Source organism: Aeromonas simiae (genome assembly GCF_014892695.1).
GTDB lineage: Bacteria > Pseudomonadota > Gammaproteobacteria > Enterobacterales > Aeromonadaceae > Aeromonas > Aeromonas simiae.
This window is the reverse complement of sequence record NZ_CP040449.1, coordinates 761,045-782,061: the sequence shown is the minus strand read 5'-3', so window position 1 is coordinate 782,061 and position 21,017 is coordinate 761,045. Positions and strand designations below refer to the sequence as shown.

General features: G+C 59.3%; 15 protein-coding genes and 13 tRNA genes. 5 read left to right on the top strand and 23 right to left on the bottom strand.

Annotation, left to right across the window (positions count from 1 at the left end; all coding sequences use genetic code 11):
• Positions 1-130: 130 nt before the first annotated feature.
• Positions 131-1,330: a sodium/glutamate symporter gene (gltS, locus tag FE240_RS03740; RefSeq protein ID WP_193003429.1), complete on the bottom strand. Its 1,200-nt coding sequence runs from the start codon at positions 1,328-1,330 to the stop codon at positions 131-133.
• Between the two features lie 369 nt (positions 1,331-1,699).
• Here gltS and ansA point away from each other — a divergent pair, with 369 nt between their 5' ends.
• Entirely contained in the window at positions 1,700-2,710 is a 1,011-nt protein-coding gene (gene ansA / locus FE240_RS03735; RefSeq protein ID WP_193003428.1) for an asparaginase, read from the top strand.
• Positions 2,711-2,782: 72 nt separating this feature from the next.
• Here ansA and FE240_RS03730 read toward each other — a convergent pair whose 3' ends face one another.
• A complete protein-coding gene (locus FE240_RS03730; RefSeq protein WP_193003427.1) occupies positions 2,783-3,061 on the bottom strand; it encodes a YeaC family protein in 279 nt (92 codons plus the stop codon).
• A gap of 15 nt (positions 3,062-3,076) precedes the next feature.
• Positions 3,077-4,510, bottom strand: coding sequence for a glyceraldehyde-3-phosphate dehydrogenase (locus FE240_RS03725; protein WP_193003426.1), 1,434 nt, complete (start codon positions 4,508-4,510; stop codon positions 3,077-3,079).
• A gap of 202 nt (positions 4,511-4,712) precedes the next feature.
• Here FE240_RS03725 and FE240_RS03720 point away from each other — a divergent pair, with 202 nt between their 5' ends.
• Entirely contained in the window at positions 4,713-5,504 is a 792-nt protein-coding gene (locus tag FE240_RS03720) for a DUF2989 domain-containing protein (RefSeq protein WP_193003425.1), read from the top strand.
• 45 nt (positions 5,505-5,549) lie between these two features.
• Here the strand turns inward: FE240_RS03720 and msrB are convergent, their stop codons facing one another.
• From msrB to malQ, 4 genes are all read right to left on the bottom strand, one after another.
• On the bottom strand, positions 5,550-5,942 hold the full coding sequence (gene msrB, locus FE240_RS03715) for a peptide-methionine (R)-S-oxide reductase MsrB (RefSeq protein ID WP_193003424.1): 393 nt from the start codon (positions 5,940-5,942) through the stop codon (positions 5,550-5,552).
• Positions 5,943-6,023: 81 nt separating this feature from the next.
• A complete protein-coding gene (gene glgX / locus FE240_RS03710) occupies positions 6,024-8,108 on the bottom strand; it encodes a glycogen debranching protein GlgX (RefSeq protein WP_193003423.1) in 2,085 nt (694 codons plus the stop codon).
• Complete coding sequence (glgB, locus tag FE240_RS03705; protein WP_193003422.1) at positions 8,108-10,291, bottom strand: 1,4-alpha-glucan branching protein GlgB; 2,184 nt, start codon at positions 10,289-10,291, stop codon at positions 8,108-8,110. The genes glgX and glgB overlap by 1 nt, the downstream gene beginning before the upstream one ends.
• An 82-nt stretch (positions 10,292-10,373) precedes the next feature.
• Positions 10,374-12,563, bottom strand: a complete 2,190-nt coding sequence (gene malQ / locus FE240_RS03700; RefSeq protein WP_193003421.1) for a 4-alpha-glucanotransferase — start codon at positions 12,561-12,563, stop codon at positions 10,374-10,376.
• 322 nt (positions 12,564-12,885) lie between these two features.
• Here malQ and gap point away from each other — a divergent pair, with 322 nt between their 5' ends.
• Positions 12,886-13,881: a type I glyceraldehyde-3-phosphate dehydrogenase gene (gene gap / locus FE240_RS03695; protein ID WP_193003420.1), complete on the top strand. Its 996-nt coding sequence runs from the start codon at positions 12,886-12,888 to the stop codon at positions 13,879-13,881.
• Positions 13,882-13,955: 74 nt separating this feature from the next.
• Positions 13,956-14,819 carry a D-hexose-6-phosphate mutarotase gene (locus FE240_RS03690; RefSeq protein ID WP_193003419.1) on the top strand — a complete coding sequence of 288 codons (864 nt, stop codon included), beginning with the start codon at positions 13,956-13,958 and terminating at the stop codon, positions 14,817-14,819.
• Between the two features lie 45 nt (positions 14,820-14,864).
• Here FE240_RS03690 and nadA read toward each other — a convergent pair whose 3' ends face one another.
• The gene (nadA, locus tag FE240_RS03685) at positions 14,865-15,926 is read right to left on the bottom strand and encodes a quinolinate synthase NadA (protein ID WP_193003418.1); all 1,062 of its coding nucleotides are present in this window, start codon (positions 15,924-15,926) and stop codon (positions 14,865-14,867) included.
• 132 nt (positions 15,927-16,058) lie between these two features.
• Here nadA and FE240_RS03680 point away from each other — a divergent pair, with 132 nt between their 5' ends.
• On the top strand, positions 16,059-18,164 hold the full coding sequence (locus tag FE240_RS03680; protein ID WP_193003417.1) for a methyl-accepting chemotaxis protein: 2,106 nt from the start codon (positions 16,059-16,061) through the stop codon (positions 18,162-18,164).
• A 38-nt stretch (positions 18,165-18,202) separates the two neighbouring features.
• Here the strand turns inward: FE240_RS03680 and FE240_RS03675 are convergent.
• The 15 genes from FE240_RS03675 to pal form a co-directional block, all read right to left on the bottom strand.
• Positions 18,203-18,278: transfer RNA gene (locus tag FE240_RS03675), tRNA-Lys, on the bottom strand.
• Positions 18,279-18,292: 14 nt separating this feature from the next.
• A tRNA-Val gene (locus tag FE240_RS03670) sits at positions 18,293-18,368 on the bottom strand.
• Positions 18,369-18,377: 9 nt separating this feature from the next.
• Positions 18,378-18,453, bottom strand: a tRNA-Lys gene (locus FE240_RS03665).
• A gap of 42 nt (positions 18,454-18,495) precedes the next feature.
• Positions 18,496-18,571: transfer RNA gene (locus FE240_RS03660), tRNA-Val, on the bottom strand.
• A gap of 9 nt (positions 18,572-18,580) precedes the next feature.
• A tRNA-Lys gene (locus FE240_RS03655) sits at positions 18,581-18,656 on the bottom strand.
• A 42-nt stretch (positions 18,657-18,698) separates the two neighbouring features.
• Positions 18,699-18,774 (bottom strand) — tRNA-Val (locus FE240_RS03650).
• 9 nt (positions 18,775-18,783) lie between these two features.
• A tRNA-Lys gene (locus tag FE240_RS03645) sits at positions 18,784-18,859 on the bottom strand.
• Positions 18,860-18,901: 42 nt separating this feature from the next.
• Positions 18,902-18,977: transfer RNA gene (locus tag FE240_RS03640), tRNA-Val, on the bottom strand.
• A 9-nt stretch (positions 18,978-18,986) separates the two neighbouring features.
• Positions 18,987-19,062: transfer RNA gene (locus FE240_RS03635), tRNA-Lys, on the bottom strand.
• A gap of 42 nt (positions 19,063-19,104) precedes the next feature.
• Positions 19,105-19,180 (bottom strand) — tRNA-Val (locus tag FE240_RS03630).
• 9 nt (positions 19,181-19,189) lie between these two features.
• Positions 19,190-19,265, bottom strand: a tRNA-Lys gene (locus tag FE240_RS03625).
• 43 nt (positions 19,266-19,308) lie between these two features.
• Positions 19,309-19,384, bottom strand: a tRNA-Val gene (locus FE240_RS03620).
• A 10-nt stretch (positions 19,385-19,394) separates the two neighbouring features.
• A tRNA-Lys gene (locus FE240_RS03615) sits at positions 19,395-19,470 on the bottom strand.
• Between the two features lie 173 nt (positions 19,471-19,643).
• Positions 19,644-20,441: a tol-pal system protein YbgF gene (gene ybgF / locus FE240_RS03610; RefSeq protein WP_193003416.1), complete on the bottom strand. Its 798-nt coding sequence runs from the start codon at positions 20,439-20,441 to the stop codon at positions 19,644-19,646.
• Positions 20,442-20,453: 12 nt separating this feature from the next.
• Complete coding sequence (pal, locus tag FE240_RS03605; protein WP_042046975.1) at positions 20,454-20,975, bottom strand: peptidoglycan-associated lipoprotein Pal; 522 nt, start codon at positions 20,973-20,975, stop codon at positions 20,454-20,456.
• Between the last annotated feature and the right edge of the window lie 42 nt (positions 20,976-21,017).

The window sequence follows — 21,017 nt, the reverse complement described above, 5'->3', positions numbered from 1 at the left end:
ATCCCCGCTTCGGCGGGGATAGTTTTATCTGGGGGACGGGCACAAAAAAGGCTCCCTAAGGAGCCACGGTAGGTGTTAACCGAAACAGGCGGGAGGGGCTAGCTGCGCCCCTCTCACCGATATAACAACGTCAAAGGAAGGGGAGCGCCAGGAACAGCTTGATCACCATGGCGTTGATGATGTCGATGAAGAAAGCCCCCACCATGGGCACCACCAAAAAGGCCAGATGGGAAGGGCCAAAACGCATGGTTACCGCCTGCATGTTAGCAATCGCGGTCGGGGTTGCCCCGAGACCGAAGCCGCAGTGGCCAGCCGCCAGCACCGCGGCATCATAGTTGCGTCCCATCACCCGGAAGGTGACAAAAATGGCGTAAAGGGCCATGCCCACCGTCTGGGCTGCCAGCAACACGAAGATGGGCAGGGCCAGACTTGCCAGATCCCACAGCCGCAGGCTCATCAGCGCCATGGCGAGGAACAGTGACAGGCTGACGTTGCCAAGCAAAGAGACCTCGCGATCGCTCACTTCATGCCAGTTAAGGTGGGTCAGCAGATTGCGCAGGATCACCCCGACAAAAAGCACACACACAAATCCAGGCAGCTCCAGCCAACTTCCCTTGAGCAGGAAGGCAAGCAGCTCCCCCACCTTGAGACTGATGGCCAGCAGAGCCAAGGTCTCTATCACACTGAACGTGGTGATCTGGCGCTCCATATCCGGCATCTCGAAGCCTTTGGGGTCATCGTCGCGGTTATGCTCCTCGCCCGGCACCTGTACCTGCTTGACCAGATAACGAGCCACCGGCCCACCGATGAGCCCCCCCAGCACCAGACCGAAGGTAGCGCAGGCGATCGCCAGCTCAGCCGCCGAGTGAACACCATATTTTTCGGTAAAGATGGCTCCCCATGCCGCGCCAGTGCCATGGCCGCCAGAGAGCGTAATAGAGCCGGCCAGCAGCCCCATATGGGGATCGAGACCGAGCAGGGTGGCCAGCCCCACACCCAGCGAGTTTTGCACCACCAGCAACCCTGCGACCACGCAGAGGAAGATGGCAACCGCCTTGCCACCCCGCTTGAGGCTGCCCAGATCGGCAGAGAGGCCAATGGAAGCGAAGAAACAGAGCATCAATGAGGTCTGCATGCCGTTGTCAAACTGCACCTCGATCGAGGTGAAGGTGCGCAGCAACAGCAGCAGCAGCGCGATCACCAGACCGCCGGCAACCGGCTTGGGAATGTTAAAGGTACGCAGAAAATAGATACGGTTGACCAGAAAACGGCCAAACAGCAACACCATCGTCGCCGCCACCAGCGTGGCATAGGCATCAAATTTGATCATAAGTTCTCCCATGTTCAGCGGCCGTCCTCCCCCGTGGGGAAACAAACTGGAGTGGCCGGGATGAAAACGCCAGCACAGGCTGGGATTTCAGGATAGTCCGCAATGCGGACCGCTCCTGTCCTTAGGAGCGCAGGGCGGCTCCAACATGTGGAGCCGAAGAGGGGGTTTTACATAAAGTGGCGACAAAATAGCAAAAAACACCACTTAAATCCACCTTTTCAGCGTTATCGTTCAATAAGCAATGAAAATGCGCCATTTTATTTCCACCCCATAAAAAGGGGGTGACCTCACAGCGCCTCTGATCCGGCCTGTCTTTTGATGGCACAATCTCTATAATCCGAGCGTTTCCAGCCCACACGAGGACAGGTCGTGAAGAAGTCCATCTATATCGCCTACACGGGCGGCACCATCGGCATGCAGCGCTCCGACCACGGCTATGTGCCGGTCGCGGGTTTCATGGAAGATTGCCTGGCCCGCATGCCTGAATTCCATCGGCCGGAGATGCCCGACTACCATATCCACGAATACAGCCCGCTGATCGACTCCTCCGACATGACGCCAGATGACTGGCAGCGCATCGCAGAAGATATTCGCGACCATTACGACCAGTACGATGGCTTCGTGATCCTGCACGGCACCGACACCATGTCGTTTACCGCCTCCGCCCTCTCCTTCATGTTTGAGGATCTCGGCAAGCCGGTCATCATCACCGGCTCCCAGATCCCGCTGGCCGAGCTGCGCTCCGACGGCCAGCAGAATCTGCTCAATGCCCTCTACATCGCGGCCAACTACCCGATCCACGAGGTCACCCTGTTTTTCAACAACCAACTGTTTCGCGGCAACCGCAGCAAGAAGGTGCATGCCGACGGCTTCCACGCCTTCGACTCCCCCAACTACCCGCCGCTGCTCAATGCCGGGATCCACATCCAACTGGAAGCGGGCGAGCTGGGCGAGCCGGCCAGCAAGCCGCTGCGTCTGCACGACATCACCCCCCAGCCGATCGGCGTGGTGACCCTCTATCCCGGCATCTCGCCCGAGGTGATCGACAACATCTTGCGCCAGCCGGTGCGGGCGCTGATCCTGCTCTCGTTCGGGGTCGGCAATGCGCCGCAAAATCCGCAGATGCTGGCGCTGCTCTCCGAGGCATCGCGCCGTGGCGTGATCATCGTCAACCTGAGCCAGTGCCTGCACGGCATGGTCAACATGGGGGGCTACGCCACTGGCAATGCCCTCTCACGCGCCGGGGTCATCTCGGGCTTTGACATGACCACGGAGGCGGCGCTCACTAAGCTGCACTTCCTGCTGAGCCAGGACTTGCCAGCCGAGCAGATCCGCGAACTGATGCAGCGTTCGCTGCGGGGCGAGCTGACCTGCCCCTGAGGGCAGGCATGAGAAAGGGGAGCCGATGGCTCCCCTTTTTAGTGCGTGCTCACATGTGACGTGAGGCGGCGCTCACAGATCGTCGAAGCGGCCTATCTCGCTCGCGTCGTCGCGAAACTGCCGCTTTAGCTCACTCTTGCTCTTCATGACGATGTTGCCGTCGGCACCTATGTTCATGTGCTCCGGATCGGTCAGGTGCTGCGCCTGCCAGGCCATCACCGCCTGCAAAGACGTGGCCTTCTGCTCCTCGGTCAGGGCCCGTCCGTCGGGCCACTTACCAAGCTCCACCGCCGTGCGCAGCCGCTCGTAAACCTCTTGCGGCATCTCGGCAATCACCTGCTGGAATGGCATGAACTTCTCCTTGTATCAGGCCGGCAGATCTAGCCGGCTAATGCCCGCCATTTTCTCCATGACCCGCACCACCTGGCAACTGTAACCGAACTCGTTGTCGTACCAGACATAGAGCACACAGTGATCCCCCTCGGCAATGGTCGCTTGAGAATCGACAATGCCGGCAAAACGCGACCCCACCATGTCGGAGGAGACCAGTTCGGTGCTGGCGCTGAAGTCGATCTGGCGATGCAGCGGCGAGCTGAGAGCCGCCTGCTGCAAGGTGGCATTGAGCCGCTCCCTGTCGACCTGCTGCTCCAGACTCAAGTTAATGATGGCCATGGAGACATTGGGGGTCGGCACCCGGATGGCGTTACCGGTCAACTTGCCCTTGAGTTCGGGCAGCGCCTTGGCCACCGCCTTGGCGGCACCCGTGCTAGTCAGCACCATGTTGAGCGGCGCACTGCGGCCGCGGCGCTCGCCCTTGTGGTAGTTGTCGATGAGGTTCTGGTCATTGGTGTAGGAGTGCACCGTCTCCACATGGCCGTGGCGGATGCCGAAATGCTCCTGCATCACCTTCAGCACCGGGGTGATGGCGTTGGTGGTGCAGGAGGCGGCCGAGATGATGCGATCGTCTGCCGTGATCACCTCGTGGTTGACCCCGAACACCACGTTTTTCATCTCCCCCTTGCCGGGGGCAGTCAGCAGCACCTTGGCCGCGCCGCGCGCCTTGAGATGCTCGCCAAGCCCGACCTCGTCACGCCAAGCACCGGTGTTGTCGACGATCAGGGCGTCGTGGATGCCGTAGGCGGTGTAGTCGATGTCGGCCGGGCTGTTGGCATAGATCACCTGGATCAGGGTGCCGTTGGCGATGATGGCGCTGCGCGCCTCGTCCACCTCAATAGATCCGTTGAACGGGCCGTGTACCGAGTCGCGGCGCAGCAAGCTGGCCCGCTTTTCAAGATCGCCCTCGCGCCCTCCGCGCACCACGATGGCGCGCAGGCGCAGCGGGTTGGCAGCGCCGGTGCGCTCCAGCAGCAGACGGGCCAGCAGGCGGCCGATGCGGCCAAAGCCGTACAGCACCACGTCGGTTGGCGCCGGCAGCGGGGCACCACTTAAAGCCGGCGCCAGTTCGCGGCGCAGGAAATCGTCGATGCCGCTGGCGTCCTGATGCTCGCGCCAATAGGCCACCGCCAGCTTGCCAAGATCGATCTCGGCGCTACGCGGCGCGAGGGCAAAGATGGCATTGAGCAGGGGGAAGCTGTGTTGGAGCGAGAGGGGGGAGCCTTCGTGGCGGCGGACGACCCGGTGGGCCTTGAGGATGTCGATGGTGGAGGCGTTTTGCAGGGAGCGTCCGTAGACGGTGATCTCGATGCCCTGTTGGCGGTAGAGGCGGCCAATCAGGGGCTGCATGGCTTCGGCGAGCTCCTGGCTCTCCTGCCACGCCAGCAAGTGATGCTCGTGGTTCATGGGTAGGCAGATCCTTTTATTTCACGTAACCGTTTGTATTTATGTATTTTTACTTCTCATCGGACGGGGATCACTGCACGCGATTTATACTCGTTGTAAGTTCACGGCTGAGTGTCCGATGCGGCGCGCGCATTGTAACCAAACCGAAAACGTTTTCCAACAAGTGCCTTACCAAACCGCTCATCACATAACAGGATGTTTCATGTCGTTACGACCAGCTCTACTGCTCTCTCCCCTCGTCCTGCTACTGGCCTGCGGTGATGATGATCGCCTACACAATATCTGCACCAACCACCCGACCCTATGCCAGGATCTGGTCGATGATGGCTGGTGCCGCCAAGAGCGCAGCACGGTGATCCGTGCTCGCTATGCGTTGCAACAGAAAAAGGGAGAATTAGAGCAATATCAACTGATGCACGAACTGGAGGGATACCTGCGCTGTATCGAGCACGCCACCCGAATCGAGTACAAGGTGGCCAAAGAGAAAAAGAGCGCCAGGGTGGAGGGCATGCTGGCCGCCGGCGCCGAACTCGAGCGACTTGACGCTCAGACCCGCGGCTCAAATAACCCTTGGCTACAACTGTGGCACTGGACCAATAACGGGGATGAAGAGGCGCGCCACGGCTTCCTCGCCCACGAGGGCTCACCCCAACTCGAACACCCCGAATTGCAGGCGGCACTGGCCGGTATCTATGCCAGAGTTGACCCAGCTAAAGCCATCGGATTACTCCAACATGCTCTCTCCCTCTACCAGCCCGACGATCCCGTCAATGTGCAATTGTTCGCCTCTCTTAGCACCCTCTATATGGGACAGCGCGACTATAAACAGGCCTACCTGTGGGCGAGAGTCAGCGAGGCATTTCACGGCCCGCAGCTCGATACCGGTCGCCTCAACCGTTACGCAGCACTGAGCCAAGCGCAGCAGGAGAGACTCGATGAACAGGCGAAGGAGATTGCGGCCGCACTCAGGGCGGGCCATTACCGACCTGAGTAACAAAAAGGGGCCAAGGCCCCTTTTTCATTCAGCACATGCGCACACTCAAGCCGGCTCTTCACCGCGAAAGTCGAGGCTGATGCTGTTGACACAATAACGTTGACCGGTATCGGTTGGCCCGTCGGGAAAGACGTGGCCCAGATGGGAGCCACAGGCATGACAGGTGATCTCTACCCGCTCCATGCCATGGCTGGTGTCACGGGTGTAATCGACTGTACCGGGGATGGCCGCATCGAATGAGGGCCAGCCACAGCCTGAGTCGAACTTGGCACTGGCATCGAAGAGCACCGCTTTGCAGCAGGTGCACAGATACTGGCCGGCTTTGCGGTTGTGTAACAGGGCCCCGGTATAGGGGCGTTCGGTGCCCTTCTCCCAGCAGACATGGAACTGCTCCGGGGTCAGGTGTTCACGCCATTGGGCTGGATCGTTCTTGTTCATGGATGTTCTTGTTGTCGTGGTAGGGATTCCCGCCCAGCATACCCCTGCCGGGCGGGTTGTTTCCACCCACACTCGGCGGGGTTATTCCAGCACGGCCGGCACCAAGGGGGCCCCACTCTCACGCCGCCGGGTCAACAGCTTGAGGGCATGGGCCCGCCCCACCGCCACCTGACGCTTGATGTCGTCAGGCAGGAACGGCAGACCATCGTTGGTGGCGGTGTCGATCACCTGGATCCACTCCATACCGATGCCCGGTGACGGCAGGCGGAACTGAATGTCATAGTCACTGGCATTGAACAGCAGCAGCCAGCGCTCTCCCTCCCCCTCATGCCAGCCGACGTCCAGCGCAAACGCCTGCGCCATCGGTGCCGCCCAGTCCGACTCGCTGAGGATGTGTCCATCCGGGTGATACCAAGCCACCTGATGGGGATCGGCCGGCTCGCCGAACCAGCTCTCGCCACGCAGGCGCAGGTTGCTAAAGACCTGGGATTCGGCCCGCAACTTCATCATCTGACGGGTGAAGGCCAGCAGCTTCTCGTCGTCAGAGGCAAGCTGCCAGTTAAGCCAACTGATGTGGTTATCCTGGCAATAGGCGTTGTTGTTACCCAATTGGCTACGCCCCATCTCGTCCCCACCGAGGAAGTGAGGCACCCCCTGGGAGAGCAGCAGCGTCGCGATCAGGTTGCGCTTTTGCTGCTGGCGCAGGCTGCTGACCCGCGGATCCAGGGTCGGCCCCTCGACACCGTGGTTATTCGACAGGTTGTGGCTGTGGCCATCGCGGTTCTCCTCCCCGTTGGCCTGGTTATGGCGCTGGTTGTAAGAGACCAGATCCTCCAAAGTGAAGCCATCGTGGTAGCAGAGGTAATTCACACTCGAGAAGGGTGAGCGCCACCCCTTGGGAAAGAGATCCCGCGAGCCGAGCAGACGGGTGGCAAACTCCCCCATGCGCCCAGCATCCCCACGCCAGAAGGCGCGCACCGTGTCACGGTAACGGTCATTGGTCTCGTGCCACTGGCTCGGGAACTGGCCAAGACGATAGCCAAACGGCCCGACATCCCACGGCTCGGCAATCAGCCTGACCTGAGACAGTACGGGATCGCCCATCATCGCCTTGAAGAAGGCCCCCATCGGCTCGAACTCGTTGGCCTCGCGCGCCAGCGTCACGGCGAGGTCAAAGCGAAAACCGTCGACCTGCATCTCGGTCACCCAGTAGCGCAGGGCATCGAGCACCAGCCGCAGGGTGTTGGGGTGATCCAGATTGAAGCTGTTGCCACACCCGGTGACATTGAGGTGGCGCTGGTAGTCGGGGCCATGCGGGCCCTGTTCGAAGCCATAATAACCGGCGTTGTCGAACCCCTTGAACGAGAGCATGGGGCCGTCAGCCCCCGCCTCAGCGGTGTGGTTGTAGACCACATCGAGGATCACCTCAATGCCGGCCCGGTGCAGCTCGCGCACCATGGTTTTGAACTCAGTCACACTCTCTTGCACCGCGTAGCGCGGTTCGGGGGCAAAGAAGGCGATGGGGTTGTAACCCCAGTAGTTGGTCAGCCCCATCCCTTGCAGCCGCGGCTCCGCCATGTTGGCCGCCACCGGCAGCAGTTGCACAGCGGTGATGCCGAGCTGCTGCAAATGCTCGATCACCTTCGGATGGCACATGCCAAGATAGGTGCCACGCTGCGCCTCTGGCACCGCAGGATGCAGCATGGTCATGCCACGCACGTGGACTTCATAGAGCACCAGATCCGACTCTTTGTGATCCGGTTTCGTCACCCCTTGCCAATCGAAGCGATCATCCACCACGATGCATTTGGGGATCATGTCGGCACTGTCCCCCTCATACGCCTCGTCATTCCAGATCAGCGGGCGGCTGAGCGCCTGAGCATAAGGGTCAATCAGCAGTTTCTGCGGATCAAACAGCAGCCCCGGCTGCGCCTCACCATAGATGCGGTAGCCGTAACGCTGACCGGCCTTGACTCCCGGCACATAACCGTAGTGATGCTGGCCACGGGTACGAGGCAGCGCAAGCCTGGCCACCTCCTGCTCGGCCTCATCATAGAGACACAGTTCCACCATACGGGCGCCGGACGCCCAGACACCGAAATGGCACCCCTTCTTATCGGGATGGGCCCCCAACCGGGTGCCCGTCCCGCTTTCCATTACAAACATCAGGACTCCTGTACGATGAAAAGCGTCGCCAGCGGCGGTAAGTTGAGCACGATAGAATAGTCCATTCCCTGCCAGGGAGTGGGCTCGGCCTCAAAATGGGTGCCCCCCACGTCATAGTTGCTGCCCCAGTAAAACTCGCTATCCGTATTGAGCGCCACCTTCCAGCGTCCTGCATGGGGGACACCGAGCCGATAACCAAGCCGCGGCACCGGCGTGAAGCTGGCGGCGACGGCCACCTGGCGGCCGCTTTGGGGATCGCTGCGCAGCATGGCGAAGATGCCATTGTCCGCATCCTGATGATCGAGCCATCGGAACCCACCCTGCTCGTAGTCAGCCCGATAGAGGGCGCTTTCGCGGGTATAGAGGTGGTTGAGATCGCGGATCAGGCGCTGCTGACCGGCATGTTTGGGATAGTTAAGCAGGTGCCAGGCCAGCTGGCTGTCGTGGTTCCACTCACTGCTCTGGGCCAGCTCGGTTCCCATGAAATTGAGCTTCTTGCCCGGATGGGCATACATGTAGCCCATGTAAGCGCGCAGGTTAGCCGCCTGCTGCCACTCATCCCCCGGCATCTTGTAGAGCAGGGAGTGTTTGCCGTGCACCACTTCGTCGTGGGAGAGCGACAAGATGAAGTTCTCGTCGTAGTGATACACCATCGAGAAGGTCATCTCGTTGTGATGATAACGGCGGTGCACCGGCTCCTTTTGCATGTAGCTCAGGGAGTCGTGCATCCACCCCATGTTCCACTTAAAACCAAACCCGAGGCCACCGAGGAAGGTTGGACGGGAGACACCGGGGAAGGCGGTCGACTCCTCGGCAATGGTCATGGCGTGGGGATACTTGCCGTACACCTCTTCGTTGACCCACTTGAGCAGGCTGATCGCCTCGTAGTTATGGTTGCCACCGTCGACGTTCGGCACCCACTCACCACTGTTGCGCGAGTAGTCGAGATAGAGCATGGAGGCCACCGCATCGACCCGCAGGCCATCGATGTGGAATTTGTCGACCCAGTAGAGGGCACTGGCCACCAGGAATTGGCGCACCGTGTCGCGGCCAAAATCATAGATGTAGGAGTTCCAGTCCGGGTGCCAGCCACGGCGCGGATCTTCGTACTCATAAAGCGGCGTGCCGTCAAAACGGGCCAGACCGTGGGCATCGGAGGGGAAGTGGGCGGGCACCCAATCGAGGATGACGCCGATGCCGGCCTGGTGACAGCGATCGACGAAGAACTTGAAGTCATCGGCACTGCCGTAACGGCTGGTCGGGGCAAACATGCCGGTCGGCTGATAACCCCAGGAGCCGCTGAAGGGGTGCTCGGAAACCGGCAGCAGCTCGATGTGGGTGTATCCCATATCCCGAACATAATCGACCAGCTCGAGTGCCAGCTCACGCCAGCTCAGGCTGTCGCCGTTCGCATGGCGGCGCCATGAGCCGACATGCAGCTCATAGATGGAGAGCGGCTGCTCGCGCTTGTCGTTGCGCTGGCTCTGTTGCCAGTCGGCATCCTGCCACTGGTACTGGTTGTGGTCGTAGACGACCGAGGCGAACGAAGGATATTGCTCGCTGTAAAAGCCCACCGGATCGCTCTTGTGGGGCAGGCAGTGACCGGCCGGATCTTTGATCTCGAACTTGTAACGATCACCGGCCTTGAGGCCGGGCACAAACAGCACCCAGTGACCGCACAGACTGCGCTCCATCGGGTGACGACGGCCATCCCAGAAGTTGAAATCGCCGATGAGGCTCACCGCGGTGGCACTCGGGGCATAGACCGCAAAACGGACCCCCGCTACCTGCTGGCCGGCTACCTCTTCCTGATGCAGCTGGGCACCCAGGGTGTGGTAGAGGTTTTCCGGTCTTTGGGTCAATTCGCTCAACCCGGCAAAGGCTGCGGATGGGAACTGGTAGGGGTCGAGCAGCTCGGTCACGACATCATCGCCGTAATGGACCTGAAGCAGGTAGGGGAAGGGATTCTTGCGGCGGGTGAAAACAGTTTCAAATAAACCTGGAGTGGTACTCTGGGTCAGCGTTGCAACCCACTTGCCTGACTTGAGATCTTTAACCCTAACCTCAAGCGCGTCAGGCAACCAGACCGTCAGCCTGAGACCGGGTCCCTCCGGATTGGGCATCAGCCCGAGAGCAGAAAAAGGGTGGGAACACGAAGCACTGGCCAGACGTTCAACAAGCATTGAGATTTCCTTTCATGACGAAGCCGCCATCCCAGCCTGAGCTGGGATGGCGCTGATTGCAAAAGAGTGCAAGACCAGGCGATCAATGCCCAGCCTCATCACGGGCACGGCTCATACCGTGCGCCAAAGCCTTGAGCCCCTCGTCGGCGAACAGCTCTTCCAGATCGCGGGAAAGCTTGCGGCGCCAGTTCGGGTATTCGTAGCTGGTACCCGGTACGTTGACCGGCTTGTCCATCTCCAGCCAGTCTTCTAGCTGGGTGCTGAACAGGGCACAGTTACCGCGCGACATATGAATTTGCATGCCGTGGTTCAGCTCGGTATTCATGCCGACCCAATTGACGTCACGACTGACAGAGTCAGAAACGACATGGTGCGCATGCAAACTATCCAGTATGCGCTGCTTGGCCTCATGGCGATCGGCGTAGAGACGCGCCAGCACCTCTTCATCCGGATAAAGCCCGAGCTGCTTGCCGAGCGCCAGATCATCACAGTGCCAGAAACCCGCCAGGGTCGGCATATCGTGAGTGGTCAGGGCCGACATGGCCTGCTCCGCATAGTGAGCCGGAGAAATAAAGCCGCCATCGTCCTTCGAGCGCTCGAAGAAGAACACCTTGTAGGAGTGAACGCCGTTCTCCTTGAGGGTGACATCGATCCCCTCCGGTACCGTCCCCAGATCCTCACCGATGATGAGGCACTGGTTGCGGTGCGACTCGAGGGCCAGAATGCCCAGCAGGTCGTTCACCGGATAATAGATGTAGGCCCCCTTGGCGGCGGACTCTCCAGGCGGCACCCACCACAGACGCAGCAAGGCCATCACGTGGTCAATCCGCAGCGCGCCGCAAGAGCGCATGTTGGAGCGGAACAGATCGACCATCGGCTGGTAGGCCGCATCGAACAGCTTGCCCGGATTCATCGGCGGCAGACCCCAGTTCTGGCCAAGCGGACCCAGAATATCAGGCGGAGCCCCAACAGAAGCTTTCGGACAATACAGATCGCGGTTGGCCCAAATTTCGGTAGAACCTTCGGAAACCCCGACCGCGAGGTCACGATAGAGCCCCATCACCATGCCCGACGCCTTGGCACGGGCATCGGCCACCGCCAACTGCTCATCGGCCACGAATTGCAGATAAAGGAAGAAATCCACATCCTGCTGATGGGCTGCGATCCACGCTTCCACCTCAGGGGTGTGGTAATCCTTGAGTGCCTCTGGCCATACCGGCCAGCCCCAAGCGTTTTGACCCTCGGCATAGAGGCAGGCCTGAATGGCATCAAAGGCCGCTTGCTGACGCAGGCTGTCGCCCCCTTCAGCCACAAATGCATCTAATGCTGCGCGGCGCTTGGCATCGAACTTGGCCTGCTCAAAGACCTTGCGCAGCATCATCATCTTGGCGCTCATCACGCCGGTGTAATCCACATACTCCTTGGCACGCAGGGCGCTGAGCATTTGCTGGAACGCCGGCGCAGCCACCTCAGCCTTGAGGGCGGCATTGGCTTGGAATTCGGGCACCGCCTCGACATTGATGTAAGCCAGATTCAACCAGCGACGGGAAGAGGGGCTATAAGGACTGGCGCTCTCGGGGTTGGCCGGATAGAGGGCGTGAATGGGGTTGAGGCCGACGAAATGAGCTCCCCAATCGGCCACCTTCTCCACCAGTTGGGCCAGATCGCTGAAATCACCGATCCCCCAGTTGTGACGGCTGCGCAGGCAATAAAGCTGAACACTCGGGCCCCATACCTTGCGGCCATTGGCGATGGCAGGCTGCTTGTAGCAGGACTTGGGCGCCACAATCAGACGCATCTCGCCAAGTGGCTCGGCATCGCCCGGCTCACACAACACCAGCTGGTGGTAACCCATGCCCGGGGTCGCCGCCAGGGTCACGCGATAGGCCTGGAACTCCAGATCGCCGAGCTCAGCAACGCCGACCAGCTCCCCTTCGACCGGGGTGAAGCTGCCGCTCTGTTCGCCACCCTCTTCCAGCCGCAGCGTCCAGCTCAGGGATTCATTGGCCAGATCGATGGGCAGACGCACTTCCAGAGTCAGTGACTCGTGGGTACGCAGCACCATGACCGGATCCAACGGACGCAGCCAGTGCAGTTTGTACTCTTCCTCCAACTGGGCACTCAGGGCCGCTTCATCATCGACGCGATAACCCATGGCGCCCAGCATGGCGGCTTTACTCTCTTCCGATACCAGGGCTGGATTGCCCCAAGCATCAACATATTCGCTGGCAATACCCTTAGCAGTAGCCAGCTGTTCGATCAGGGTGGTCATAGTGGAGAATTCCCGCTGTGGATTCTTACTAATGAAACGTAGATATGTGTTGTTTTTATTGGTTTGGTTTGGGGCAATGAGCGCCATCTTAACCTGTGCACTATTTTACATATCTGCCCGTTTTGTTTGTGTGACCTGGTAGGCAGTATTGTCGATCGATTACAGGATAGAAGTGCGCTTTTGTTACATAAATGGAAAATAAATTTCACACTTTTTCATGACTTAGCGCAATTTCGGGCTCGATCCAGGTTGACTACAGGGGGAGTTCTAGTAAATTTACTAGCGGATTTTCTTTGACTACTTACAAGTTGGGTAACCAAATATGACTATCAAAGTAGGTATTAACGGTTTCGGCCGTATCGGTCGTTTCGTATTCCGTCTGGCTTGCGAGCGCAACGACATCGAAGTGGTTGGTATCAACGACCTGATCGACGTCGACTACATGGCTTACATGCTGAAGTACGACTCCACCCACGGCCGCTTCAATGGCACCGTTGAAGTCAAGGACGGTAACCTGGTCGTTAACGGTAAGACCGTACGTGTTACCGCTGAACGTGACCCGGCTAACCTGAAGTGGGATGCCATCGGCGTTGACGTTGTTGCCGAAGCTACCGGTCTGTTCCTGACCGACGAAACCGCTCGTAAGCACATCGCTGCTGGTGCCAAGAAGGTTGTTCTGACTGGCCCGTCCAAGGACGCCACCCCGATGTTCGTTATGGGTGTTAACCAGGACTCCTACGCTGGCCAGGACATCGTTTCCAACGCTTCCTGCACCACCAACTGCCTGGCTCCGATCGCTAAGGTTCTGAACGATACCTTCGGTATCGAGTCCGGCCTGATGACCACCGTTCACGCTACTACCGCTACCCAGAAGACCGTTGATGGTCCGTCCGCTAAGGACTGGCGCGGTGGCCGTGGCGCCGCTCAGAACATCATCCCGTCCTCCACCGGTGCTGCCAAGGCTGTTGGCGTTGTTATCCCGGAACTGAAGGGCAAGCTGACCGGCATGGCCTTCCGTGTACCGACTCCGGACGTTTCCGTTGTTGACCTGACCGTTAACCTGAAGAAGCCGGCTACCTACGCAGAAATCTGCGAAGCCATGAAGGCTGCTTCTGCCGGCGCCATGAAGGGCGTGCTGGGCTACACCGAAGACGAAGTGGTTTCCACCGACTTCCTGGGTGAGCGTCAGACCTCCGTATTCGATGCCAAGGCTGGTATCCAGCTGACCGACACCTTCGTGAAGGTTGTCTCCTGGTACGATAACGAAATGGGCTACTCCAGCAAGGTTCTCGACCTGATCGCTCACATCTCCAAGTAATTGGGGCTGTAACGCGCTATAAAGAGAGGCGGCCATTGGCCGCCTCTTTGTTTTTACTAGGAAAAGGTGATCTCATGTCCACCGAACGTTCCCTGACCCGGCACGCCATCCTGACTCAGACGTCGGGTGGCCTGCCCCTGATCAAGGTCTCCAACGACTTTGCCGAGTGTGAAGTCAGCCTGTTTGGCGCCCATGTGTTGACCTATCGCCGTCATGGCGAAGCACCGCTGCTGTGGCTGAGTGAATGTGCTGTGCTGGATGGCAGTAAGCCGATACGCGGTGGCATTCCCCTCTGCTGGCCCTGGTTTGGGGCGGCCCCAGCTCGGGTTGGTGCGGGCAAGCCCGCGCACGGCTTCGCCCGTACGACCATGTGGCAGCTCGATGGGGTATCGGATGCCGCCGATGGCACTCTCATCCACCTCTCGCTACGCGACAATGACGCCAGCCGCGTCGTGTGGGATCACGCCTTTGAGCTGGAGCTCGACATCTTGGTCGGAGCCGAACTCTCACTGGTGCTCACCACCCGCAACACCGGCTCTTTGCCCCTCACCTACAACGGGGCACTGCACACCTATCTGCATATCGGCAGTCCAGAGCAAGTCAGCGTGGTGGGCCTCGGCGAGCCTTACTTTGACAAGCTGAGCAACCAACCGGCTCGTCAGGAAGGTCCGTTGCATCTGGATCAGGCCATGGATCGGATCTATTCCGCCCCCGATGCCGTGGTCAAAGTCCGCGACGCTGAGCGCCAGATCGAGGTGATGGGAGGCAACCATGACAGCGTGGTGGTCTGGAACCCCTGGCAAGGGGCGGCAGCCATCGCCGATATGAGTGCAGAGGGGTATCGCACCATGCTCTGTGTGGAGGCCGCCATCACGGCTGACGCTGGTGTCACCCTTGCACCGGATGAAGAGCACAGCCTCTCAACCGTCATTGGCTGACCACCATGAGAAAGGGCGCCATCAGCGCCCTTTCTGCTTATTGAATCAGGCATTCCCCTGAGTCTTGAGCCGCAGCTCGGCGGCAAAATCGAGCATGCGGTTGAGCGGCACCATGGCACGCTCGCGCAAGGCCGGATCGACCTGAATCGCGTGGTGCTCGGCCCCTTCGGTCAGCGCCGACTTGATCGCCGCCAGACCATTCATCGCCATCCAGGGGCAGTGGGCACAACTGCGGCAGGTGGCACCATCGCCACCGGTCGGCGCCTCAACCATCTCCTTGTCAGGACACGCCTGCTGCATCTTGTAGAAGATGCCACGATCGGTGGCCACGATCAGCTTCTGGTGCGGTAGCGTCTGCGCCGCCTTGATGAGCTGGCTGGTTGAGCCAACTGCATCGGCCAACTCAATCACCGAGGCAGGAGATTCGGGATGCACCAGCACGGCCGCATCCGGATTCTGTATCTTGAGTTCACGCAGCGCCTTAGATTTGAACTCATCGTGGACGATGCAGTGCCCCTGCCAGCGCAGCATCTGCGCACCGGTCTTCTTCTCGATGTAGGCGCCGAGGTGTCGGTCTGGAGCCCAGATGATCTTGTGGCCCTGACTATCAAGGTGCTCGACGATCTCCAGTGCAATGCTGGAGGTCACCACCCAGTCAGCCCTGGCCTTCACCGCCGCCGAGGTATTGGCATAGACCACCACCACATGATCCGGATGAGCATCACAGAACTCGGTGAAGGTATCCGCGGGGCAACCGAGATCCAGCGAGCACTCAGCCTCCAGGGTCGGCATCAGCACCTGCTTTTCAGGACTCAGGATTTTGGAGGTCTCCCCCATGAAACGGACACCGGCGACCACCAGAGTCTGGGCCGGGTGCTCCTTGCCAAAACGGGCCATCTCGAGTGAGTCACCGACGAAACCGCCGGTCGCTTCGGCCAGAGCCTGAATTTCAGGATCCGTATAGTAGTGGGCCACCAGAACAGCGCCACGTTCATTCAGCAGTGCCTTGATCTCGGCGGTCAACCGCGCGCGCTCTGCGGCGCTCAGGGGCACAGGCTTGGCCGGGAAAGGGTATTCCATCTCCACGGCGGCAGGAATATTGCTCATTGCTGCAGTTCCATCATGCTTCGCGTGGCCCGCATTATACCCCCCAGCACGGGTAATCCCAGCACCAAAAGATGGCACGTGAAATGCTCGCTTATACTCCTCCCATGCTAGGAAGCGACGCAAGGATGCCCCATGAAACAATACCCGCTCAAGATCAAATTGCTGATCCTGACCACCGCCCTGTTCCTGCTCAGTGGGCTCATTATCACACTGCTACTGCGCCACTCACTGGAGCAGAGCCGGCTCGATATCATAGGCCAAACCCGCCAAGCGATGGAGCAAAGCGTGCAAGAGAGCCTGCGTCATCAGGCTCAGGGATATGTGCAGCAGATTGAGGCCACCCTGACACAGGCCAGTCAGATCCCGCTCGGTATCCGAGCGCAGCTCGAAGGCAGCATGATGCGCTCTCAAGCGCCCCTGACACGCGAACAGACAGAGGGTCTCCTTCGCGATCGCCTTGCCCCCGCCGATGGCATCAGCTCACTTTACGCCCAATTCGAGCCTAATGGCTTCGATGACCAGGATGCCGAGTGGCAGGCGGGCGCCAGCCACTCTGTCACCGGCAAGGGCACACTGGAGATCTATTTCACCCGGGATGAAAAAGGAGAGATTGCCCGCCCCGGCATCGATGCCGCCGCCAGCGCCGCCAAATATGACACGACCCGCAACGAGTTTGGGGTACGCAATGGCGAGTGGTACCTCTGCCCACGTGAACGGCATCAGACCTGTGTGAGCGAGCCCTACCCATTTGAGATAGCACCGGGTAAGCAGATGCTGATGACCAGCCTTACCACCCCTCTGCTGCGCTCCGGCAAGGTGGTCGGAGTGGCTGGGACAGACGTAAATCTTCCCCTGTTGCAGCACCTGGCCGAAGAGTTGGGTAAGCGCCTCTATGATGGGCGCGCCGATGTGACCCTCGCTAGCCATCTTGGCCTCATTGTCGGCAGCAATCGCTTTGCTAACAAGCTGGGGCGACCCTTGCAGGAAGTTGGGCTCACTCTCCCGACCGGCCCAAGCAGCGATACCGAAGAGCACTTCCGGTTGCAACTGCCCATCCACACACCGCAGAAAGATAACTCGTGGTGGCTGATAGTCAGCGTCCCCAAGTCCGTCGCGCTGGCGCAGGTCACCCAGATAAGCGAGGCCCTGCGGCAGCGTATGCAGGAGACACTGACGAGCCAACTGCTGGTCATCATGCTGGTCACAGCGGGCGCTCTGCTGCTGCTGTGGTTATTCGTGGGCTCCATCACGGCCCCCCTCACCCAGATCCGCCGCCACATGGCACAACTGGCCAGCAGCGAGGGGGATCTGACACAACGGTTGCAGGTCGACACCCATGCCGAGCTGATCGCGCTGGGCAAGTATCTCAACGAGTTCATCACCAAATTGCGCACCATGGTGCAAACCTGCAAGCAGATTGGCGAACAGGTCGCGCTTCATGCCCATGCCATTGAAGAGCGCACCACACGGATGCGCTCGGCGCTGCAAGAGCAGCACAGTGAACTCGACAGTGTGGTCAGTGCGGTACATCAGATGAGCACCACGGCCGCCAATGTGGCCGAGTATGCGGAAGGCGCGGCCCGGGAATCTGAGCGTGCCAACACACAGGTAGGCACGGCTCGCCATGCCATGCTGCGGGCTCGCCATGAGATCCACCAGTTGGTTGACACCATCCACAGAGCCAGCCAGGCGGTCGACACGGTCGCGGGACGCAGCGGCGACATTGGCCGGATCCTGGAGGTGATCCGCGCGATCGCAGAGCAGACCAACCTGCTGGCGCTCAATGCTGCTATTGAGGCCGCCCGGGCCGGCGAACAGGGACGCGGGTTTGCGGTGGTGGCCGATGAGGTGAGAACCCTGGCCAGCCGCACCAGAGCCTCAACCGATGAGATAGGCCAGTTGATTAGTGGTTTACATCATGATGTCGAGCACAGCCGCCAGCAGATGGACGATGGCATCGCCCTGACCCAGGGCACCGTCGCCGAGACGGAACAGGCTGTCAGCGCCATGGAGCAAGTGGTTGGCCAGATCCAGATCATTCATGATCATATCAGCCAAGTGGCCACCGCAGCCGAGCAGCAGAGCGTGGTCAGCGAGACCATCAACGGCAATCTGAGCCGCATCGGCGACAGCGCCGCCGAACTGACCCATCAATCTGAGCACAACGAACACGGATGCAAACAGTTGGTCGAGCGCTCAACACAACTGGCCAATGAGCTATCACGGCTGAAAACATAAGAAAGAAAAGGGCCTGCAGCAATGCAGGCCCTTTGTTATGGTGGGTCGTGCAGGATTCGAACCTGCGACCAATTGATTAAAAGTCAACTGCTCTACCGACTGAGCTAACGACCCGTTAGCTTGAAATATGGTGGTCGCTACTGGGCTCGAACCAGTGACCCCCTCCTTGTAAGGGAGGTGCTCTCCCAGCTGAGCTAAGCGACCTGGGATTCGTGGTGGGTCGTGTAGGGCTCGAACCTACGACCAATTGATTAAGAGTCAACTGCTCTACCAACTGAGCTAACGACCCACGAAACTTTGTCTGCCCCCGCGTCTGCGGTTGGCTGGTAATTGGTGGTCGCTACTGGGCTCGAACCAGTGACCCCCTCCTTGTAAGGGAGGTGCTCTCCCAGCTGAGCTAAGCGACCTGGGATTCGTGGTGGGTCGTGTAGGGCTCGAACCTACGACCAATTGATTAAGAGTCAACTGCTCTACCAACTGAGCTAACGACCCACGAATTTTTGTCTGCCCCCGCACCTGCGGCTGGCTGGTAATTGGTGGTCGCTACTGGGCTCGAACCAGTGACCCCCTCCTTGTAAGGGAGGTGCTCTCCCAGCTGAGCTAAGCGACCTGGGATTCGTGGTGGGTCGTGTAGGGCTCGAACCTACGACCAATTGATTAAGAGTCAACTGCTCTACCAACTGAGCTAACGACCCACGAATTTTTGTTTGCCCCCGCACCTGCGGCTGGCTGGTAATTGGTGGTCGCTACTGGGCTCGAACCAGTGACCCCCTCCTTGTAAGGGAGGTGCTCTCCCAGCTGAGCTAAGCGACCTGGGATTCGTGGTGGGTCGTGTAGGGCTCGAACCTACGACCAATTGATTAAGAGTCAACTGCTCTACCAACTGAGCTAACGACCCACGAATTTTTGTTTGCCCCCGCACCTGCGGCTGGCTGCTAACTGGTGGTCGCTACTGGGCTCGAACCAGTGACCCCCTCCTTGTAAGGGAGGTGCTCTCCCAGCTGAGCTAAGCGACCTGGGATTCGTGGTGGGTCGTGCAGGATTCGAACCTGCGACCAATTGATTAAAAGTCAACTGCTCTACCGACTGAGCTAACGACCCACGAAATTTTCTGCGCCCCCGCCTTGGCGTGAGCATGCAATACTGGTGGTCGCTACTGGGCTCGAACCAGTGACCCCCTCCTTGTAAGGGAGGTGCTCTCCCAGCTGAGCTAAGCGACCTGGGATTAAGTGGTGGGTCGTGCAGGATTCGAACCTGCGACCAATTGATTAAAAGTCAACTGCTCTACCGACTGAGCTAACGACCCACACTCGTCGCTGACAAACGCTGTATCCAGCGGCGCCAACGGCGGCTTATATTACGGATTTAAATTTCTGGCGCAATAGAAAAATCGTAATTCTGATGCGTTTGCTCACAGTGCGTACAATGTGAGGCAAAATTAACACCTACCTCACATGTATCGCTGTTTTTATCGACAAATCAGAGTTTTGACAGTGCTTGCTGCGCCAATTGAGCGGCTGATGAGTTCGGGTACCCCTTGGTTACCTGCTCGTAGTAACTCTTGGCATCCCCCTTCTTGCCTTCCAGTTGAGCAATCATGCCCAGCTTGAGCAGGGCATCGGCCCGCTTGGGAGACTTGGGATACTTGCTGACCAAGGTCTGGAACTGCCCCTTGGCCCCAGCTCTATCACTCTTGTTAAAGAGCAACTGCCCCAGCCAGTAGTGCGCATTAGGCACGTAGCTGGATTCAGGATATTGCTTGATGAACCCTTGGAAGGCGGGAATGGCCTTGTCGTAGTTCTTCTCCTTGAGCACCATGTTGACGGCCGTATCGTAGGCTTGGTTCTCATCCTGGTTGCTCGAGTAATTGCCGGCAGCAGGCACGGGCGCTGCCGAACTCGCCGCCGCAGGCGCTGAGGCCGCCTGTTGCTGCGCAGAGTTCACCTTATCGAGCTCCTGATAGAGCTGACGCTGGCGCTCCTCCGATTGCTGCATCTGGTAACCCTGCTGCTCCAACTGACCACGCAGTTCATCCACCTCTTGCTGCAGGGAGTCAACCTGCTGCTGCAGATCGGCCTGAATGCGCAGACGGGCATTGAGGGTACGCTCAAGCAAGGCCACCCGATCTTCCACACTGCCACTGGGCACGATGGCGCCGTTGTTGCCGCTCAGGGTCACTGCCCCACCACCCAGCTCGGAGACCGGCGCCTCGGCATGGACAGGGAGCTGAAATAAAAGAGCGGCCGTGATGGCCGCTGTCTTATACATACACTTCATGCAAAAAAGACCTTAGTAGACCAGGACCGCGCGGCGGTTCTTGGAGTAAGAATCTTCGCCGTGGCCCGGATCCTGCGGCTTCTCTTCGCCGTAAGAGACGATGGAGAGCTGATCGGCCTGTACACCCAGAGTCTGCATGTACTTGGCAACAGCCTTGGCACGGCGCTCACCCAGAGCGATGTTGTATTCCGGAGTACCACGTTCGTCGGTGTGACCTTCGATCAGTACCTTGACGGAGGGGTTCTCACGCAGATAGCTGGAGTGGGTATCCAGCAGGTCAGCGTATTGACCTTGAATTTCGTTGCTGTCGAAGCCGAAGTAGATCACGTTGTCGCGTTGCAGAGCCGCAAGGCGCTGACGCATCTGCTCTTCCGGGGACAGCATACCATCGGCAGAGCCAGTCATGACCCCACCATTGGCACCCATGCCAGACTCGGCGCCAGAAGCGTCGGAGTCGGAGGTTGAGCTACAGGCGGCCAGGGTGAACAGTGGCAGAGCGATAGCCAGACCCTTGAGCAGTTTGTTGAGTTGCATGCTTATTCCTTAAACCTTTGTCACAAAACCAAAACCAGACAT

Coding starts and splice junctions, on each gene's coding strand:
- glgX (WP_193003423.1), bottom strand. CDS start 8,108: ATGTTTGTAATGGAAAGCGGGACGGGCACCCGGTTGGGGGCCCATCCC.
- ybgF (WP_193003416.1), bottom strand. CDS start 20,441: ATGAAGTGTATGTATAAGACAGCGGCCATCACGGCCGCTCTTTTATTT.
- gap (WP_193003420.1), top strand. CDS start 12,886: ATGACTATCAAAGTAGGTATTAACGGTTTCGGCCGTATCGGTCGTTTC.
- FE240_RS03725 (WP_193003426.1), bottom strand. CDS start 4,510: ATGAACCACGAGCATCACTTGCTGGCGTGGCAGGAGAGCCAGGAGCTC.
- FE240_RS03690 (WP_193003419.1), top strand. CDS start 13,956: ATGTCCACCGAACGTTCCCTGACCCGGCACGCCATCCTGACTCAGACG.
- msrB (WP_193003424.1), bottom strand. CDS start 5,942: ATGAACAAGAACGATCCAGCCCAATGGCGTGAACACCTGACCCCGGAG.
- FE240_RS03730 (WP_193003427.1), bottom strand. CDS start 3,061: ATGCCATTCCAGCAGGTGATTGCCGAGATGCCGCAAGAGGTTTACGAG.
- glgB (WP_193003422.1), bottom strand. CDS start 10,291: ATGCTTGTTGAACGTCTGGCCAGTGCTTCGTGTTCCCACCCTTTTTCT.
- FE240_RS03720 (WP_193003425.1), top strand. CDS start 4,713: ATGTCGTTACGACCAGCTCTACTGCTCTCTCCCCTCGTCCTGCTACTG.
- pal (WP_042046975.1), bottom strand. CDS start 20,975: ATGCAACTCAACAAACTGCTCAAGGGTCTGGCTATCGCTCTGCCACTG.
- malQ (WP_193003421.1), bottom strand. CDS start 12,563: ATGACCACCCTGATCGAACAGCTGGCTACTGCTAAGGGTATTGCCAGC.
- FE240_RS03680 (WP_193003417.1), top strand. CDS start 16,059: ATGAAACAATACCCGCTCAAGATCAAATTGCTGATCCTGACCACCGCC.
- gltS (WP_193003429.1), bottom strand. CDS start 1,330: ATGATCAAATTTGATGCCTATGCCACGCTGGTGGCGGCGACGATGGTG.
- nadA (WP_193003418.1), bottom strand. CDS start 15,926: ATGAGCAATATTCCTGCCGCCGTGGAGATGGAATACCCTTTCCCGGCC.